The 16,733-nt window shown below is 64.0% G+C and carries 15 protein-coding genes; 6 read left to right on the top strand and 9 right to left on the bottom strand.

Annotated elements, in window-relative coordinates:
* Positions 1 to 67: 67 nt before the first annotated feature.
* A complete protein-coding gene (locus KIP88_RS12150) occupies positions 68 to 589 on the bottom strand; it encodes a DUF2244 domain-containing protein (protein WP_214488149.1) in 522 nt (173 codons plus the stop codon).
* 22 nt (positions 590 to 611) lie between these two features.
* Between KIP88_RS12150 and nth the strand changes: the two genes are divergently transcribed.
* Positions 612 to 1,403, top strand: a complete 792-nt coding sequence (gene nth, locus KIP88_RS12145) for an endonuclease III (RefSeq protein WP_214488416.1) — start codon at positions 612 to 614, stop codon at positions 1,401 to 1,403.
* A gap of 146 nt (positions 1,404 to 1,549) precedes the next feature.
* Here nth and KIP88_RS12140 read toward each other — a convergent pair whose 3' ends face one another.
* Entirely contained in the window at positions 1,550 to 2,302 is a 753-nt protein-coding gene (locus KIP88_RS12140; RefSeq protein ID WP_214488148.1) for a sulfate transporter family protein, read from the bottom strand.
* A gap of 128 nt (positions 2,303 to 2,430) precedes the next feature.
* On the opposite strand from KIP88_RS12140, the gene KIP88_RS12135 reads away from it, so the two are divergent.
* Entirely contained in the window at positions 2,431 to 3,375 is a 945-nt protein-coding gene (locus KIP88_RS12135) for a hydroxymethylglutaryl-CoA lyase (RefSeq protein WP_214488147.1), read from the top strand.
* Positions 3,376 to 3,568: 193 nt separating this feature from the next.
* On the opposite strand, the gene KIP88_RS12130 is transcribed toward KIP88_RS12135, so the two are convergent.
* Positions 3,569 to 5,962, bottom strand: coding sequence for a heavy metal translocating P-type ATPase (locus KIP88_RS12130; RefSeq protein WP_214488146.1), 2,394 nt, complete (start codon positions 5,960 to 5,962; stop codon positions 3,569 to 3,571).
* Between the two features lie 49 nt (positions 5,963 to 6,011).
* Between KIP88_RS12130 and KIP88_RS12125 the strand changes: the two genes are divergently transcribed.
* On the top strand, positions 6,012 to 6,287 hold the full coding sequence (locus KIP88_RS12125) for a metal-sensitive transcriptional regulator (RefSeq protein ID WP_027540012.1): 276 nt from the start codon (positions 6,012 to 6,014) through the stop codon (positions 6,285 to 6,287).
* Between the two features lie 181 nt (positions 6,288 to 6,468).
* Here the strand turns inward: KIP88_RS12125 and nikR are convergent, their stop codons facing one another.
* Entirely contained in the window at positions 6,469 to 6,915 is a 447-nt protein-coding gene (gene nikR, locus KIP88_RS12120; protein ID WP_214488145.1) for a nickel-responsive transcriptional regulator NikR, read from the bottom strand.
* A gap of 129 nt (positions 6,916 to 7,044) precedes the next feature.
* Between nikR and KIP88_RS12115 the strand changes: the two genes are divergently transcribed.
* Positions 7,045 to 9,255: a TonB-dependent receptor gene (locus KIP88_RS12115; protein WP_249790730.1), complete on the top strand. Its 2,211-nt coding sequence runs from the start codon at positions 7,045 to 7,047 to the stop codon at positions 9,253 to 9,255.
* A 98-nt stretch (positions 9,256 to 9,353) separates the two neighbouring features.
* On the opposite strand, the gene KIP88_RS12110 is transcribed toward KIP88_RS12115, so the two are convergent.
* The gene (locus KIP88_RS12110) at positions 9,354 to 10,361 is read right to left on the bottom strand and encodes a YiiX/YebB-like N1pC/P60 family cysteine hydrolase (protein WP_214488144.1); all 1,008 of its coding nucleotides are present in this window, start codon (positions 10,359 to 10,361) and stop codon (positions 9,354 to 9,356) included.
* A gap of 189 nt (positions 10,362 to 10,550) precedes the next feature.
* Between KIP88_RS12110 and KIP88_RS12105 the strand changes: the two genes are divergently transcribed.
* A complete protein-coding gene (locus KIP88_RS12105) occupies positions 10,551 to 11,951 on the top strand; it encodes an NAD(P)/FAD-dependent oxidoreductase (protein WP_214488143.1) in 1,401 nt (466 codons plus the stop codon).
* Positions 11,952 to 12,049: 98 nt separating this feature from the next.
* Here KIP88_RS12105 and KIP88_RS12100 read toward each other — a convergent pair whose 3' ends face one another.
* Positions 12,050 to 12,766: a sulfite exporter TauE/SafE family protein gene (locus KIP88_RS12100; protein ID WP_308163546.1), complete on the bottom strand. Its 717-nt coding sequence runs from the start codon at positions 12,764 to 12,766 to the stop codon at positions 12,050 to 12,052.
* Between KIP88_RS12100 and KIP88_RS48155 the strand changes: the two genes are divergently transcribed.
* A complete protein-coding gene (locus KIP88_RS48155) occupies positions 12,696 to 12,902 on the top strand; it encodes a hypothetical protein (protein ID WP_308163547.1) in 207 nt (68 codons plus the stop codon). The genes KIP88_RS12100 and KIP88_RS48155 overlap by 71 nt on opposite strands.
* Here the strand turns inward: KIP88_RS48155 and pheT are convergent.
* Genes pheT through pheS form a run of 3 tightly spaced genes read right to left on the bottom strand, consistent with a single transcriptional unit; the run spans position 12,827 to position 16,714 of the window.
* Complete coding sequence (gene pheT / locus KIP88_RS12095) at positions 12,827 to 15,235, bottom strand: phenylalanine--tRNA ligase subunit beta (RefSeq protein ID WP_214488141.1); 2,409 nt, start codon at positions 15,233 to 15,235, stop codon at positions 12,827 to 12,829. The genes KIP88_RS48155 and pheT overlap by 76 nt on opposite strands.
* A gap of 10 nt (positions 15,236 to 15,245) precedes the next feature.
* Entirely contained in the window at positions 15,246 to 15,635 is a 390-nt protein-coding gene (locus KIP88_RS12090) for an ASCH domain-containing protein (RefSeq protein WP_214488140.1), read from the bottom strand.
* Positions 15,632 to 16,714, bottom strand: a complete 1,083-nt coding sequence (gene pheS / locus KIP88_RS12085; protein WP_214488139.1) for a phenylalanine--tRNA ligase subunit alpha — start codon at positions 16,712 to 16,714, stop codon at positions 15,632 to 15,634. The genes KIP88_RS12090 and pheS overlap by 4 nt, the downstream gene beginning before the upstream one ends.
* Positions 16,715 to 16,733 lie beyond the last annotated feature (19 nt).

Here is a 16,733-nt window from a genome sequence, read left to right as displayed (position 1 = left end):
TAGCAATCAAGTTTACGCAGATTGCGTAGACTTATCTGCGGTAGAAAACGCGTCAAAAAAGAAAGCCTTAAGTGACCGGATTGTAGGTGATACCGCGCTTGGCGGTCTGCAATGCGGCCAGTAAGGCTTTGGCAAAGCTGGCCTTTTCATCTGGCCCAAGAAAGTGGGCGATTGAGACCCGGCGGCCGCGGGAGACCAGATAAAGCCGCTCGATGCCGAATTCGGGATCGCCGGTCTGTTCGAGCTGCACCCAGAGCGGATTGAACGACCATTCGATCAGATGGCCGCGGTGGCTGACGCGCCGCACGCGCAATTCCGACGGCGTCATCACGATGTCTTCTATGGCATCAGCGCTGCGAAAATTGATCCGGAACGCCCAGTAGATCACCAGCACATCGAGGCCGAAAAACCCCAAAACCGGCCAGGCGCCCATCAGCAAGAATGCGATGCCGGCGACAAAGCTGACTGCGCTGATGAAAATCATCAGCACCAAAAAGCCGGTGGGGTTGAGCGAGCGATGCGGCGTCACCCGCGCCGAAAACAGCGTCGGCTGGTCAAGTGCCGGATCAAAGTCGTTGCCTGCGGTCATCGCGTATCAGTATATCCGGATCATGGCCAAAATCATCCGCTCTGTCAGCGCCAGAAAATCGGGCGCTCCGTCCATGCCGAAGAAGGTGGCAAAGAAGGCCGTCAAGTCGTCGCCCAAGCCGGCGGCGAAGAGGTCACCGAAGACAAAGCCTCTAAAGCCAAAGCCTCTAAAGCCAAAGCCCTGGACACCGGCCGAGGTCCACGAGGCGTTCAGCCGGTTTCGTAAAGCCAATCCGGAGCCGAAGGGCGAGCTCGAGCATCTCAACCCCTATACGCTGCTGGTCGCCGTGGTGCTGTCGGCGCAGGCTACGGATGCCGGCGTCAACAAGGCGACGCGCGCGCTGTTTGCGGTGGCCGATACGCCGGAGAAGATGCTTGAGCTCGGCGAAGAGAAAGTACGCGAGTACATCAAGACCATCGGGCTCTATCGCAACAAGGCCAGGAACGTCATCGCGCTGTCGGAAAAACTGATCGCCGAGTTCGGCGGCGAGGTGCCGCGCACCCGGGCCGAGATCGAGACGCTGCCCGGCGCCGGGCGCAAGACCGCGAACGTCGTGCTCAACATGGCCTATGGCGAACACACCATGGCGGTGGATACTCATGTGTTTCGGGTTGGCAACCGCACGGGGCTCGCGCCGGGCAATAACGTGCTCGAGGTCGAGCTGGGGCTGGAAAGGGTGATCCCGTCCGAGTTCATGCTGCACGCCCATCACTGGCTGATCCTGCACGGGCGCTACACCTGCCTGGCGCGCAAGCCGCGCTGCGAAGTGTGTTTGATCAACGATCTCTGCCGCTGGCCGGAAAAGACGGTGTAGGGGCGAGAACCTAACGCCGTCATTGCGAGCGCAGCGAAGCAATCCACCTTTCCGCACGGGGATAGATGGATTGCTTCGTCGCTTCGCTCCCTTGCGCAAACACTTCGCGTTTGTCGCAGGCAATGACGGGATTGGCAGCTTTGGCTTTACGCCACCGGCATTCCCGTTTTCCGCGCCGGCTCGATCAGCTCAGGCCTCGGGCCGGAGAGGCGTTTGTGCATGTGGACCATGAAGGCCATGCCGAACAACGGCGTCGCCAGATTGACGATCGGGATCGATACGAAGGCCGCGATGAACAGGCCCGCGGTGAACACGGTGGCGGCATTGTCCTTGCGCATCGCCTTGGCTTCCGCGGGTGAGCGGAAGCGCATCGCCGCGAGTTCGAAATATTCACGGCCGAGCAGCCAGGCGGTGGCGACAAAGAAAATGATGAAGCCTGCACCCGCGAACAGCACGAAGGGCAGCGCGATCAGATAGACCAGGATCGTCAGCAGCGCCGTCTTGATGCCCTCGGGAATCGAAACGCCGAGCGGCAGCGCGTCGCCGGGGCGCTCCGCCGGATAATGTTCGCGCTCGACATGCTCGGCGACGTCGTCGACGAATACGCTCGCGATCAGCGAGGTGACCGCCGGCATCAGGAAAATGCCGCCGAGGACGACACCGAGCCCGGCCGCGATCGAGATGATCCAGGAAAGGATGTTGAGCGTCGTGTGGAAGCCCGGCCCGAGCATCGCCTCCGCCCAGACTTCGCCGTATTCGGCGAACCAGCTCAACGCGCGCTGCAGGCCGATGGCCAGCACCGCAACCAGCACCAGCGCCAGCCCGATCGAGCGCCACAGGATGGTGCGCATCGGCGGCGACAGGATCTGCGAAATCGCCTTGACGGCGGCGTCCAACATGGCGGTCTTGCCTCTTGTGAAAAAGCCCTTGCGAGAGGTAGATACCCCCGAGGGTTTCGACAAGGGTTTCCACAAGAGCCTGCTGGCCCCCGGGGAAACAAGACTGCCGACAAAAACAAGAGGTTGCCATGACCCGCGTCCAGGAACTCTATCCCGACAGCAAAATCATTCTGCGCGAGGTGGGGCTACGCGATGGCCTGCAGCTCGTGAAGACATTTCCGTCTACGGAAGCGAAGCAGCGCTGGATCCGCGACGAATATGCTGCCGGGGTACGGCATTTCGAGGTCGGCTCGTTCCTGCCCGCAAAGACGTTTCCGCAATTCGCCGACGTGCGCGACATCATCGGGACCGTGGCCTCGCTGCCCGGTGCCTACGGCATCGCGCTGACGCTGAACGAGCGCGGCGTCAACGAGGCGCTGGCCTCCGGCGTCGCCGAAGTGGCGAGTGTGGTCTCGGCCACGGAAGAGCACAGCCAGGCCAATGCCAACCGCTCGCGCGAGTCAGCCATTGCCAACGTCCGGCGGCTTTGTGAGCTGCGCGACGCCAGCGCACACAAGCCGGTGGTGAATTCCGCGATCTCGATGGCGCTGGGCTGCTCGATCGTAGGGCAAGTCGATCCGAACGAAGTGCTGCGGCTGACGGAAAAGCTGTTCGAGGCCGGCGTCGACATGGTCGCGATCGCCGACACGGTTGGTTATGCCGGACCGAAGCAGGTCGGGGAATTGACCGCGGCCGCGGTGAAGATCGCAGGCACCAAGCCGATCTGCATTCACCTGCACGACACCAGAGGGATGGGGATTGCGAACGCCTCCGCCGCGCTCGATGCCGGCGCGCGCGTGCTCGACGGATCGCTCGGTGGTCTCGGCGGCTGCCCGTTCGCGCCGGGCGCGACCGGGAACGTCGTGTTCGAGGATCTGGTGTTCCTGTGCGAGAGCAAGGGATTCAAGACTGGGATCGATATCGAGAAGCTGATCGCGGTGCGCGGAATCCTGAAATCGGAAATGCCTGACGAGGCGCTGTATGGTGGGCTTGCGCGCGCCGGATTGCCGGGCGGGGCGGCGAGGGCGGCGTGATGAGAGTTTACTGAGTCAGCCGGCGTTGATGCCCCCTTGTGTCCCGGACGCGGTGCAGCCTAGGCGATGCGTAGCATCGTCCGGAAACGCTGCTCCGCAGAGCCGGGACCCACTGCGACGTGGACCCCGGCTCAGCAGCGCACCACGCCGCAAGAGCGGCGCGCTGCACTGCATCCGGGGAACGCCCTCGGCACTAAAGCCGCGTCACCCGCAGCCGCAGTGCATTGCCGACGACGCTCACCGAAGACAGCGCCATCGCCGCCGCGGCGATGATCGGCGACAGCAGCAATCCGAACGCGGGATAGAGAATGCCTGCGGCGATCGGGATGCCGGCGGCGTTGTAGATGAAGGCGAAGAACAGGTTCTGGCGGATGTTGCGCATGGTGGCCTGCGAGAGCCGTCGGGCACGGACGATGCCGGTGAGGTCACCCTTCAGCAGCGTAATCCCGGCGCTCTCCATCGCGACATCGGTACCGGTTCCCATGGCGATGCCGACTTCGGCGGCGGCGAGCGCCGGGGCGTCGTTGATGCCGTCGCCGGCCATCGCGACGATCCGTCCGGCCTTCTGCAGTTTTGCGACCACCGCGCTCTTCTGATCGGGCAGCACTTCCGCCTCGATGTCGGTGATGCCAAGGCTGCGCGCGACGGCGTTCGCCGTGGTCCTGTTGTCGCCCGTGAGCATGATGACCTTGATGCCCTCGGCCTCCAGCGCTTTCAGCGCGTCTGGCGTTGACGCCTTCACGGGGTCGGCGATGGCAAACAATCCCGCCAGCTTGCCGTCGACCGCCATGTTGATCACGGTCGCGCCATCGCCGCGCAAACGTTCGCCCTGTTCATCGAGCGAGCCGTTTTCGATACCGAGCGACCGCAGGAAGTTTGCATTACCGAGAACGATGGTCTTGCCGTCGACCTTGCCGGTCGCACCCTTGCCGGTCGGCGAGTCGAACTCTTCGACGTTGCCAAGATCGAGATTGCGTTCCCTGGCCGTTCGCACGATGGCATCTGCCAACGGGTGTTCGCTCGCCCGCTCGACGGTCGCAGCCAGCCGCAGAATATCGGTCTCGTTAAATCCGCTTGCCGGAACGATAGCGACCACCTTCGGCTTGCCTTCGGTCAGCGTGCCCGTCTTGTCGACCACCAGCGTGTCGACCTTCTCCATGCGCTCCAGCGCTTCGGCGTTCTTGATCAGCACGCCGGCCTGCGCGCCGCGCCCGACGCCGACCATAATCGACATCGGCGTGGCGAGGCCGAGCGCACAGGGGCAGGCGATGATGAGCACGCTGACGGCGGCGACGAGGCCAAACGCCATGCGCGGTTCGGGTCCAAACCAGGCCCAGGCGCCGAACGCGATCAGCGCCACGACGATAACGATCGGCACGAACCAGCCGGAAACCCGATCGGCCAACCGCTGGATCGGCGCGCGCGAACGCTGCGCGTCGGCGACCATCTTGACGATCTGGGACAGCAGCGTGTCGCGTCCGACCTTGTCGGCGCGCATGATGAAGCCACCGGACTGGTTGAGCGTGCCAGCGATGACCTTGCTGCCGGGCTCCTTGGTGACGGGCATGGACTCGCCGGTCACCAGCGATTCATCGAGCGAGGAGCGGCCTTCGAGGATGATGCCGTCCACCGGCACCTTTTCGCCCGGCCGCACCCGCAGATGATCGCCGACCGCAAGCGCGTCAATTTCCACCTCGTGATCGGCGCCGTCATCGCCGATCCGGCGCGCGGTTTTCGGCGCGAGCTGAAGCAGGGCTTTGATTGCGCCGGATGTCGCCTCGCGGGCGCGGAGTTCGAGCACCTGGCCGAGCAGCACGAGTACGGTGATGACCGCGGCGGCTTCGAAGTAGACCGCGACCGCGCCGCCATGGCCGCGGAAGGTGGCCGGGAAAACGCCAGGGGCGACCGTGCCGATGACGCTGTAGAGATAGGCCACGCCGGTGCCCATCGCGATCAGCGTGAACATGTTGAGATGGCGCGTGACGAGCGACTGCCAGCCGCGCACGAAGAACGGCCAGCCGGCCCAGAGCACGACGGGCGTCGCGAAGGCGAACTGGATCCAGTTCGACAGCGTCGGATCGACCCAGCCATGGCCGCCGACGAGATGCCCGCCCATTTCCAGCACAACCGCCGGCATCGCGAGCACGAGGCCGATCCAGAAGCGGCGCGTCATGTCAGCGAGTTCCGGATTCGGCGGCGCATCGAGGCTCGCGACCTCAGGCTCCAGCGCCATGCCGCAGATCGGGCAGCTTCCCGGGCCGACCTGCTGGATCTCGGGATGCATCGGGCAGGTGTAGATCGTGCCTTCCGGCACCGCGGCCTTCGGCCGGCTGTCTTTCTCGAGATAAGCGACGGGGTCGGCGGCGAATTTTGTGCGGCAGCCGGCCGAGCAGAAATGAAAGGTCTCGCCGCGATAGTCGAAGTGGTGCTTGCTGGTCGCGGGATTTACGGTCATGCCGCAGACGGGGTCGCGCACGGTTGCACCAGTGTGGGCGTGATGGCTGTGGCCGGCGTGACCGTGGCCGCCGCAACAGGCGCTGCTCGCCGCACCGCCGCTTTTGTCAGCGTTCTTGCTGGCCTCGTTCATCACGTCTCCGGCGCTTGTAACCTATACCCTACGGGGGTATATAGGCCGCATGCGAAAAGACATCAAGGCTTCCTGTCAAAAGCGCCTCAGCCGGATCGAAGGCCAGGTCCGCGGCCTCTCAAAAATGGTCGACGAGGACCGCTATTGCATCGATATCGTCACGCAGATATCGGCGGTGCGAGCCGCACTTCGCCGCGTCGAGGAGGAGGTGCTGCGGGATCACGTGTCGCATTGCGTCGAACACGCCATCACCAGCGGCAACAAGGCCGACCAGCGCGAAAAGATTGCCGAGCTGATGGCCGTGATCGGCCGCTCCGACAGGTAGTGCGGTTTCGTAGCCCGGATGAAGCCAACGGGTCGCGCGAATGCGCGCCCGATGACAGGCTCCGCGCAATCCGGGATCTGTGGATCCTCGGAGAGTGTTCCCGGATTTCGCTTCGCTCCATCCGGGCTACGCGTTCTTGCCTCTACGCCATCATTTCTGGCGTCTCGAGGCGCGGATCGGCCTAGTCGTAGCGATGGCCGTGCTTGCGCGCCTTCGGCTTCTTGTCTGATGCCGTCGGGATCATCACCACGCGGCCATAGCGCACGCCGCGCTCGGCGATGATGTGATCGGCAAAATGCCGGACTTCGCCGCTCCCTCCCTTCAGCGCCGTGACCTCCATGCAAGAGTCGTCATCGAGATGGACGTGCAGCGTCGCCAGCGAAAGATCGTGGTGGCCGTGGAAATTCTGGATCAGCCGTTTCGACAGATCCCGCGCGGCGTGATCGTAGACATAGACCAGCGCGGCGACGCACTGGCCTGAAGGGGCAGCGTCCTCGGCGCTCTGTTGCAGCCCGGCGCGGGCGAGATCACGAATGATCTCGGAGCGGTTCTGATAGCCGCGGGTTTCCGCAGCCGCGTCGATCTCGGCGAGCAGCTCGTCTTCGATGGTGATCGTGATCCGTTGCATCCTGTGTCCGTGTTGGGTTCCCGGTATGACATCTCTATTGTATCGTCACACTGGCGCTGCTAGCGTGAGAATGCCGGGTTGGGTGTGGTGCAGTCGCTCTCGAAACTGTAGCAGTAAACATGCGGGGGCATGGCGGTGCTTAGGGTCTTGTTGCGGATATTTTCCGCCACGGCTTCCTCTGCCGTTCTGATGCTCCCCGCCGAGGCGCAGGAGCGGACGGCATCTCAGCCTGACCCGCTTCCGCCGGTGACCATCACCGCGCCCAACGCAACGCCGCCCACGCGGGTGGCTCGGCCAAAACCGTCGCAAAATCGTGGTGCGCGGAGCAGAACCGCCGTTCGCGCGAACCAGCCCGTCACCGCGGGCGCCAGCGGCATCACGCCCGGCACTTCATCCGATGGCGCCGCTGCCCTGCAACCCGCCGCCGCCAGCGCGGTGCGCATCAGCGGCGCGGAGGTGAATGCCGTACCCTTCTTACGGCCCGGCGAGGCGCTTGAGGTCGTACCCGGCCTGATCGTCACCCAGCATTCCGGAGAGGGTAAGGCCAACCAGTATTTCCTGCGCGGCTTCAATCTTGACCACGGCACCGATCTTGCGATCAGAATCGATGGCATGCCCGTCAACATGCCAACTCATGGCCACGGGCAGGGCTACGCCGATATCAACTTTCTGATCCCTGAGCTGATTCAGTCTGTGTATGTCCGCAAGGGTCCGTACTACGCCGATGTGGGCGACTTCAGCTCGGCCGGCTCCGTCGAGATCGATTACCTCAACAAGCTCCCCAAAAACATCGTCGAGATGACATTTGGCAGTTTCGGCTATCAACGCGGGCTGGCCGCTGGCTCGACTGCGGTTGGGGCCGGCACGCTGCTCACTGCCATCGAGAGCGTCAGATATAACGGCCCATGGGACGTGCCGGACAATGTTCGCAAGGTCAACGGCGTGATGCGTTACAGCCAAGGCACAGCGACCGACGGGTTCACGCTGACGGGGATGGCTTACTCCAACGCCTGGAACTCAACCGATCAGGTTGCGCAACGCGCCATCGACCAGGGCATCATCGGCCGTTTCGGCACGCTCGATCCGACCGACGGCGGCGTCTCCAGCCGCTTCAGCCTGTCCGGCAATTTTGCGCATTCGAGCGAATACGGCCAGACCAATCTCAGCGCCTATTTCGTGCGTTCCGAACTGCAGCTCTATAACAATTTCACCTACTTCCTCGACAATCCCGTCAATGGCGACCAGTTCAACCAGCTCGATCGCCGCACCCTTGGCGGTTTTGACGCGCGGCATGCCTTCGACTGGCGCCTTGGCGGTTTGGAGACTCAAACCCGCGTCGGCGTGCGGAGCCGCTACGACGACATCCATGTCGGCCTGTTCAAGACGGAGCAGCGTGCGCTGCTTTCGACCGTGCGCGAGGATCGCGTGCAGGAAGGCAATGTCGGCATCTGGACTGACACGACGACGCGCTGGACCGATTGGCTGCGCTCCACAGTTGGCATCCGTGAGGACGTTTTCGCCGGCCGCGTCCTCAGCGACACGCCGGAAAACTCAGGCAATGCACAAGCGTCGATAACGAGCCCGAAGGGCGGCATCGTGCTTGGCCCTTGGTACAAGACCGAGTTCTACGGCAATGCCGGCTACGGCCTGCACTCTAACGACATCCGCGGCACGACGATCACGGTCGATCCGATCGACAAGGTGACGCCGCAGGATCGCGTGCCGCTGCTGGTTCGGTCGAAGGGCGCCGAGCTCGGCGTCCGCACGAAGGCGATCGAGGGACTGACAAGCTCGGTCGCGGTCTTTGTGCTCGATTTCGACTCCGAACTGCTGTTCGTGGGCGACGCCGGCACCACTGAGGCCAGCCGGCCGAGCCGCCGGGTCGGCGTGGAGTGGACCAACAAATACAAGCCGGTGCCGTGGCTGACGTTCGATCTGGATGTTGCGTATACCCGCGCCCGCTTTACCGATTTCGATCTCGCGGGCGATCGTATCCCCGGTGCGCCGGCCTGGATTGCGAGTGGTGCGGTCACCTTCGGCAACGAGACCGGTTGGTTCGGCGCGCTGAAGGGACGCTATTTCGGGCCGCGTCCGCTGATCGAGGACGACAGCGTCCGTTCGCAGGCATCGCTTATTTTCAATGCGCGCGCGGGTTACAGATTCGACAACGGCCTGCGGCTGCAGCTCGACGTGCTCAATCTCTTCAACGCGAAAACCAACCAGATCGAGTATTATTATCTGTCGCGATTGCCGGGCGAGGCGATCGGCGGCGTCGCCGACCGCCATGTGCATCCCGCCGAGCCGCTCGCGGTGCGCGTGACGCTGGCGGGGCGGTTCTAGGGGATCTTGTAGCCCGGATGGAGCGAAGCGAAATCCGGGACAGTCTATCCGGCGGAACGAGTTAGCGCTTCGCTTCATCCGGGCTACGGTTCTGGTCCCTACGTCACCATCTCGCGCGGCTTCATGCGGCGCTCCGGCGTGCGGACCGGGACGTATTCGACGGCGAGATAATGTTCCGACACGGTGACGCGTTCGATGATCGTCGTTTCGCAAATCACTTCTTCAATTACCACTTCCTCAACCGTCATTTCTTCAGCCGCAGCCGGAAGCGGCGTCTCTTGGTCAATCTCTTCAGGAGCAAGCGGCGGCGATTTGACTTCTGGAAACACACCGAATTCGCCCGCTACCTCCGGGAGCGGCTTCTGCTTGTCGGCCCAGTGCAGGGCCGTGTAGTCGAAGCCGTGCACGATGGTGGGTTTGACGATTTCGAAATAGGGCGAGATGTCGAAATCGCGCGGCATGTAGAGGGAGGAATCGCGGATGTGCAGAATTTCGCGCCGGGCTTTTCGCGAAGCAGCGCGGGTGATCTTGGGCAGGATCGGGTAGCGCACGGCGTCGAACGCCTGCGCGATCAATGCCGAGCAGATGATTTTTGTGGGATCGCCGGAGCCGAACGCGATCATGCGGCGGCGCCAGCGCTGAGGCACCGGCAGCGGGATCAGGTAGCGCATCAGGTCGACGATGTTCTTGGTGTCGTAGCCGAAGCCGATGCGGTTGATGGCGTAGCGGCACACCGTGGTGCGGTCCTCGTAGGACAGGCCGATCGGGCGGCAGAGGCGGGTGTGATAGGGATAATATTTTGACAGCGGCGCCGAGGTCACGCCTTCGCCGATATTGGCCTCGATCAGCACATGCGGCTCGCCGTCGGGCTCAAACGCGCCGTCAACCGGGCCGACGTAAAGCGCGCCATGCGACCAGGTGGATTGCGTCAGGTATTTGATGATGCCGGAAATCCGGTTGTTGCCTTCGACCAGCAGCACGTCGCCGGGTTCGATGACGCCGCGCAGATGCTCGGGATCGCTGGGGGTAAACGGCTCGTAGCCCGGGACTTCCTTCTGAAGGTAGCCCGCAATCACCTGGCCGATCGTATCGAGCATTACGCCCATGAAACTCCCCCAGAGCGGCTTTTCTCCCGCTTTTTTTGTCTCCATATCATGGTCGCAAGCCGTTTCAATTTAGTTCATGCCCAAGACGGATCAATCATGATTGATTTACCATGAGTGTTGCTGCGTCACGTGAGATACGGCACAGTTCGCTAGCTGTTCTCGCTTCCTTCAGGCCCCGGAAACCATGACATGACAATGACCCGCCGCACCTTCCTGTCGGCGTCCGCAGGTCTGGCAGCGGTTCCGGTTTTTTCCGGGGGGCACGCGGGAGCAGCGCCGTTGCCGCGGGAAGCGGACATCGTCGTGATCGGCGCGGGTGCGGCCGGCATTGCTGCGGCGCGGCGGATCATGGCGGCGAACCGCAAGGTGATCGTGGTGGAGGCGGCAAATCAGATCGGCGGCCGCTGCCAGACCGACAGCTCGACCTTCGACGTGCCGTTCGATCGCGGCGCGCGCTGGATGCACAATCCCGAGACCAATCCGATGATCAAGCTGGCGCGCGCGGCGGGCCTCGAGATCACGACCGCGCCCTCGGGCCAGAAGATCCGCATCGGGCGCCGCAACGCCCGCGCCGGCGAGACCGAGGAATTTCTCGCCGCGCTCGTGCGCACCAACCGTGCCATCGACGAAGCCGCGCGGCGGTTTGACGTCTCCTGCGCTTCGGTGCTGCCAAAGGACCTCGGCGACTGGGCCGGCACGGCGGAGTTCGTGTTGGGAGCCGGTTTTTCCGGCAAGGATCTGAAAGATGTCTCCGTCGGCGACAAGTCCCGCGCGCAGGATCGCAACACCGCGATCGGCTGCCGGCAGGGATTGGGAACGCTGATCGCAAAGCTCGGCGAGCAGGTGCCGCTGTCGCTGTCGACGCCGGCCAATCGCATTGTCTGGAGCAACCGCGATGTCAGCGTGGAAACGCCGGCGGGCAGGATCGCCGCGCGCGCCGCCGTCATCACCGTGTCGAGCAATGTGCTGGCCGCGGGCAATATCAAATTCGCGCCCGATATCCCGAAACGCATACTCGACGCGGCTGCGAAACTGAGCCTCGGCAGCTACGACCGGATCGCACTGCAGATCGCGGGTAATCCGCTGGGCCTCGCCCGTGACGACGTCGTCATCGAGCAGAGCAATTCGACCAAGACGGCGCTGATGGTCGCCAATATCGGCGGCTCGTCGCTCTGCACGATCGACGTTGCCGGCTCGTTCGGCCGCGATCTCTCCGCGCAGGGCGAGAAGGCCATGGTGGCGTTCGCGGTAGAATGGCTGACAAAGCTGTACGGCAGCGAGGCAGCAGCCGCGGTGAAGAAATCGAGCGCGACGCGCTGGAACGCCGCGCCGTTTGCGCTCGGCGCGATGTCGGCGGCCGGGCCCGGCGGGCAGTCTTCGCGAAAGGTTCTGACCGAGCCGATCGGCTGCATGTATCTCGCCGGCGAGGCCACCCATGAAACGTTGTGGGGAACGATCGACGGCGCCTGGGAGAGCGGCGAGCGCGCCGCCGAAGCGGCGTTGCGGCGGATCGGCGCATTGAAGGATCCGGAACCGGAGGCGCGGCCGGCGAAGCAGCGGCGGCGTACGTCGGCATCCCCGACTAACTGATGGCAAGGGTGGGCAAAGCGAAGCGTGCCCACCACAACACGCACCACCCGTGGAATGGTGGGCACGCTGCGCTTTGCCCGCCCTACGGATCTCGTGTGTTACCGCAGCACGCCGTCCAGCGCGGGCAAACCAAAGATCACTGCGGCTGCGATCAGCGCGTAGCAGATTGCGCGGAACACGGTTTCGCTGGCTTTGCCGAACAGCGAGGCGCCGAACCAGACGCCGATGCCATAGACCGGGCCGACCACGAACGCGAACTTGATCGCGTCCAACGTGATCAGTCCGGCCGCGGCGTAGCTGACGGCGGAAAATAAATCCGACGCGCCGAAGAACAGCACGATATTGGCGCGGGCGATGACGGGGGCGATGGGCCTGCCGAGCCAGTAGCCGACGATCGGCGGGCCGCCGGTCTGGGCCAGTCCACTGCAGAAGCCGGAGAGCCCGCCGATGCCGATCGCGACGGCTGCGTGGTCCTTGCCGCGATAGCGCCAACCGGAGAGCAGAAGCAGCAGCAGGGAGAACACGAAGACGGAAATGATCCAGCGGGTTGTTACTGGCTCTAGCCGGCTAAGGAAGTATGTTCCGATGGGCACACCGATCACCGCGCCGAGCACGATGATCGCGGTCGCCTTGCGGTCGGCCTTTTGCCAGGCGTTCGGCAGCAGCGGCGCGGCGGCGACGAAATCGATGATCAGGAGCAGCGCCGCGACCAGCCGCGGGTCGGCGATGGAGCTGGCGAGCGGCATGAAGATCAGCGCCGAGCCGAACCCGGAAAACCCCCTCGCCGTCCCCGAGACGAAGGCGACCGCGCAGATCGCGATCGCCGCGTTGATGCCGACGTCAGCCGGAATGAGCGCCGCGGGGTTCATGCGGCATCATGCTCGCAGCGTGCCGCCGGTTTTCTTCGTCACTTCGGCCACGATCTTCGCCGCTACCGCGTCGATCTCCTGATCGGTCAGCGTCTTCTCGCGCGGCTGAATCGTCACGGCGATCGCGACCGATTTCTTGTCCGGATCGATGCCCTTGCCTTCATAGACGTCGAATACGGTCACATCCGTGATCAGCTTCTTGTCGACGCTCTGCGCCGATCGCACGATGTCGCCGGCCTTGACGGTGCGATCGACGATGAAAGCGAAGTCGCGCGACACCGGCTGGAATGCGGAGAGGTCGAGCAGCGGCTTGGCGCGGGTGGCCTTCTTCTTGGCGTCTGGAATACGGTCGAGGATCACCTCAAACGCAATCAGCGGGCCGTCGGCGCCGAGCGCCTCCAGTGTACGCGGGTGCAGTTCGCCGAAGTGACCCAGCACGTTCTGCGGTCCGATCTGGATGGTGCCGGAGCGCCCCGGATGCAGCCACGCAGGTCCACCTGGAACGATCTGCAGCGCCTGCATCGGCGCGCCGGCCGCCGCAAGCACGGCGAACGCATCGGCCTTGGCGTCGAGCGCGTCGGTCATGGCCGAGCCCGACCAGTGCCGGCCCATGCCCTTCGAGGACGCAAAGCCGTGGCGCACGCCTGCGGCCGCAACGAACTGGTCCTCGGGCTTGTCGCCCCTAAAGATCTGGCCAACCTCGAACAGCGCGACGTCAGAGTAGCCGCGGTTGGCGTTGGCTTGCGCCGCGGCGACGAGGCCCGGCAGCAGGCTCGGCCGCATGTCCGAGAGGTCGGAGGCGATCGGGTTGGCGAGCGCCAGCTCGGCCTGGCCGCCGCCGAACAATTCGGCATGCGGCTTGGAAATGAACGACCAGGTTACGGCTTCCACCATACCTCGCGCAGCCAGCGCGCGCTTGGCGCGGCGGTTGCGGAGCTGGATCGTGGTCAGCACAGGCTTGCGCGCGTCGTCGCCGCGCTCGAACGGCGTCATCGGCACCTTGTCGACGCCAACGATGCGAACGATTTCCTCGACGATGTCCGCCTTGCCGTGCACATCGGTGCGCCATGAAGGCACCGCGACCTTCACCACCGGGCCGCTGCCGGCGACCATGAAGCCGAGATGGCCGAGGATGCGCCGCATTTCGACCAGCGGCACTTCGATTCCCGCCAGACGTTTGACCTCGCTCAGCGGGAAATCGATGATGCGGTCGTCGCCGAAGGCCTTGCCGACGACCACGGTCTCCGACGGCGTACCGCCGCAGAGCTCCATCACGAGTTTCGTCGCGAGCTCCAGCCCCGGCACCATGAAAGCCGGATCGACGCCGCGCTCGAACCGATAGCGCGCGTCCGAATTGATGCCGAGCTTGCGGCCGGTCTGCGCGATGTTGATCTCGTTCCACAGCGCCGATTCGACCAGCACGTCAGTGGTGTTCTCGTCGCAGCCGGAAGTCTCGCCGCCCATGATGCCGGCCAGCGATTCGACGCCGTGCTCGTCCGAGATCACGCAGATGTTGGGATCGAGCGTATAGGTGCGTCCATCGAGCGCCAGCAGGCTCTCGCCGTCTTTGGCGCGGCGCACGGTGAGATTGCCGTTCACCTTCTTGGCGTCGAACACGTGGAGCGGCCGGGCGCGGTCGTAGGTCATGAAGTTGGTGATGTCGACCAGCGCATTGATCGGCCGCAGCCCGATCGAGGTCAGACGTTTCTGCAACCACTCCGGCGACGGACCGTTCTTGACGCCGCGCACCAGCCGCAGCGCGAAGCCCGGGCACAGTGCGGCGTCTTCCACCGTCACCTTCACCGGGCAGGGGAATTCACCCTTGACCGGCTTGATACCGGGATCGATGAGCTTGCCCATGTCGGCGGCGGAGAGGTCGCGCGCGATGCCGTGCACGCCGGTGCAGTCCTGGCGGTTCGGCGTCAAATTGATTTCGAGCACGGGATCGCCGAGGCCTGCCCATTCGGCATAACCCTTGCCGATGGGTGCATCGGCCGGCAGCTCCATGATGCCGTCATGGTCCTCGGAAATCTCGAGCTCGGCTGCCGAGCACAGCATGCCGCGGCTCTCGACGCCCCTGATGGTGCCGACGCCGAGCGTGATGTTCTTGCCGGGGATGAACGTGCCGGGCGGAGAGAACACGCTGACGAGGCCGGTACGCGCATTCGGCGCCCCGCAGACCACCTGCACCGGTGCGGCTCCGTTGCCGGTGTCGACCATGCACACCCGCAGGCGGTCTGCATTCGGATGCTGCTCGGCCGAAATCACCCGCGCGATCGAGAACGGCGAAAGCGCCTTCGCCTTGTCCTCGATGCTCTCGACCTCGAGCCCGATCATGGTGAGCTTGTCGGCCAGCTTTTCCAGCGGTTCGTCGGTGTCGAGATGTTCCTTCAGCCAGGAGAGCGTGAATTTCATGGGTACATTCCTAGAAAACCTCGACCAGACGAAAGCGTTCGCACATCAGCATCATGTCTTCGCGAAACTTACCTTGCCGGCCGAAATAAGTGCGGTGCGCCTGCCGCCAGTAGTCGAGACTGCGATTGCCTTCGCCTTCATCGTAGGCAAAGGCCGCATCAACGTCGCCGAAGCGACGATAGGTCACCTCGGTCGTTTCGATGACACAGCGCGGTTGGCCGCGCCCATCGCGCACGATCCAGCGCGCGCCCGGTGTCGAGGCCTGATCTTCGGTGCTGCAGGTCGCGGTCTTGACGCCCCGGATCACGAGATCGAGCAATTCGTCGGCAAGATCAGGCCCGTCGCCGAACGCGAACGACTGCAAGCCGAGATACTCTCGCGGGATGCCGCTCAGGGTCACGTGCTCAATCCCCCGGCGAGCGTCGGGACGTCGAGCGGCTTGAAGCCGTAATGATTGAGCCAGCGCACGTCGTTCTCGAACAACTGACGCAAATCAGCGATGCCGTATTTCAGCATCGCGATGCGGTCGATGCCCATGCCCCAGGCAAAGCCCTGGTAGACGTCGGGATCGATGCCGCAGGCGCGCAGCACGTTCGGATGCACCATGCCGCAGCCCAGAATCTCCAGCCAGTCCTCGCCCTCGCCGAAGCGGATCTCGCCCTTGTCGCGCCGGCACTGGATGTCGACCTCGAGCGAAGGCTCGGTGAACGGGAAGAACGACGGGCGGAACCGCATGTTGATGTGGTCGACCTCGAAGAACGCCTTGCAGAACTCGTGCAGGATCCATTTGAGGTGGCCGAGATGCGAGCCCTTGTCGATGACGAGGCCTTCGACCTGATGGAACTGCGGCGTATGCGTCGCGTCGGAATCGATGCGATAGGTGCGGCCCGGGCAGACCACGCGGATCGGCGGCTTCTGCGTGAGCATCGTCCGTACCTGCACTGGCGACGTATGCGTGCGCAACAGCATGCGCGAACCGTCTTCCCCAGGGTTGAAGAAGAAGGTGTCGTGCATCTCCCGCGCCGGATGTCCCTCGGGGAAATTCAGTTTTGTGAAGTTGTAATCGTCGGTCTCGATATCGGGACCTTCGGCGATCGCAAATCCCATGTCGGCGAAGATCGTGTTGACCTCTTCGAAGACCTGGCTCAGCGGATGGATGCGGCCGGCTTCCGCGGGCGCCTCGCGCAGCGGCAGCGTGACGTCGATGGTCTCGGAGGCGAGACGGGCATCGAGCGCCGCCGATTTCAGGATGTCGCGGCGTGCGGAGAGCGCCTGCGTGACCTTGTCCTTGGCGAGATTGATCGCGGCGCCCTGCGTCTTGCGTTCCTCGGGCGACATCTTACCGAGGGTAGCGAGCAGCGCGGAGATCGAGCCTTTCTTGCCGAGCGCTGCGACGCGCACGCCTTCGAGGGCTGCTTCGTCGCCGGCGGCTGCGATCTGGTCGAGAATTTGGGATTCGAGTTGAGCTAGGTCGGTCATGGCGATCCTTTTGACTAGG

It is taken from the genome of Bradyrhizobium sp. SRL28 (genome assembly GCF_018596315.1).
GTDB lineage: Bacteria > Pseudomonadota > Alphaproteobacteria > Rhizobiales > Xanthobacteraceae > Bradyrhizobium.
This window is presented reverse-complemented; position numbering and strand designations above follow the sequence as displayed.

Coding starts and splice junctions, on each gene's coding strand:
- KIP88_RS12150 (WP_214488149.1), bottom strand. CDS start 589: ATGACCGCAGGCAACGACTTTGATCCGGCACTTGACCAGCCGACGCTG.
- nth (WP_214488416.1), top strand. CDS start 612: ATGGCCAAAATCATCCGCTCTGTCAGCGCCAGAAAATCGGGCGCTCCG.
- KIP88_RS12140 (WP_214488148.1), bottom strand. CDS start 2,302: ATGTTGGACGCCGCCGTCAAGGCGATTTCGCAGATCCTGTCGCCGCCG.
- KIP88_RS12135 (WP_214488147.1), top strand. CDS start 2,431: ATGACCCGCGTCCAGGAACTCTATCCCGACAGCAAAATCATTCTGCGC.
- KIP88_RS12130 (WP_214488146.1), bottom strand. CDS start 5,962: ATGAACGAGGCCAGCAAGAACGCTGACAAAAGCGGCGGTGCGGCGAGC.
- KIP88_RS12125 (WP_027540012.1), top strand. CDS start 6,012: ATGCGAAAAGACATCAAGGCTTCCTGTCAAAAGCGCCTCAGCCGGATC.
- nikR (WP_214488145.1), bottom strand. CDS start 6,915: ATGCAACGGATCACGATCACCATCGAAGACGAGCTGCTCGCCGAGATC.
- KIP88_RS12115 (WP_249790730.1), top strand. CDS start 7,045: ATGGCGGTGCTTAGGGTCTTGTTGCGGATATTTTCCGCCACGGCTTCC.
- KIP88_RS12110 (WP_214488144.1), bottom strand. CDS start 10,361: ATGGGCGTAATGCTCGATACGATCGGCCAGGTGATTGCGGGCTACCTT.
- KIP88_RS12105 (WP_214488143.1), top strand. CDS start 10,551: ATGACAATGACCCGCCGCACCTTCCTGTCGGCGTCCGCAGGTCTGGCA.
- KIP88_RS48155 (WP_308163547.1), top strand. CDS start 12,696: ATGAAGATCAGCGCCGAGCCGAACCCGGAAAACCCCCTCGCCGTCCCC.
- pheT (WP_214488141.1), bottom strand. CDS start 15,235: ATGAAATTCACGCTCTCCTGGCTGAAGGAACATCTCGACACCGACGAA.
- pheS (WP_214488139.1), bottom strand. CDS start 16,714: ATGACCGACCTAGCTCAACTCGAATCCCAAATTCTCGACCAGATCGCA.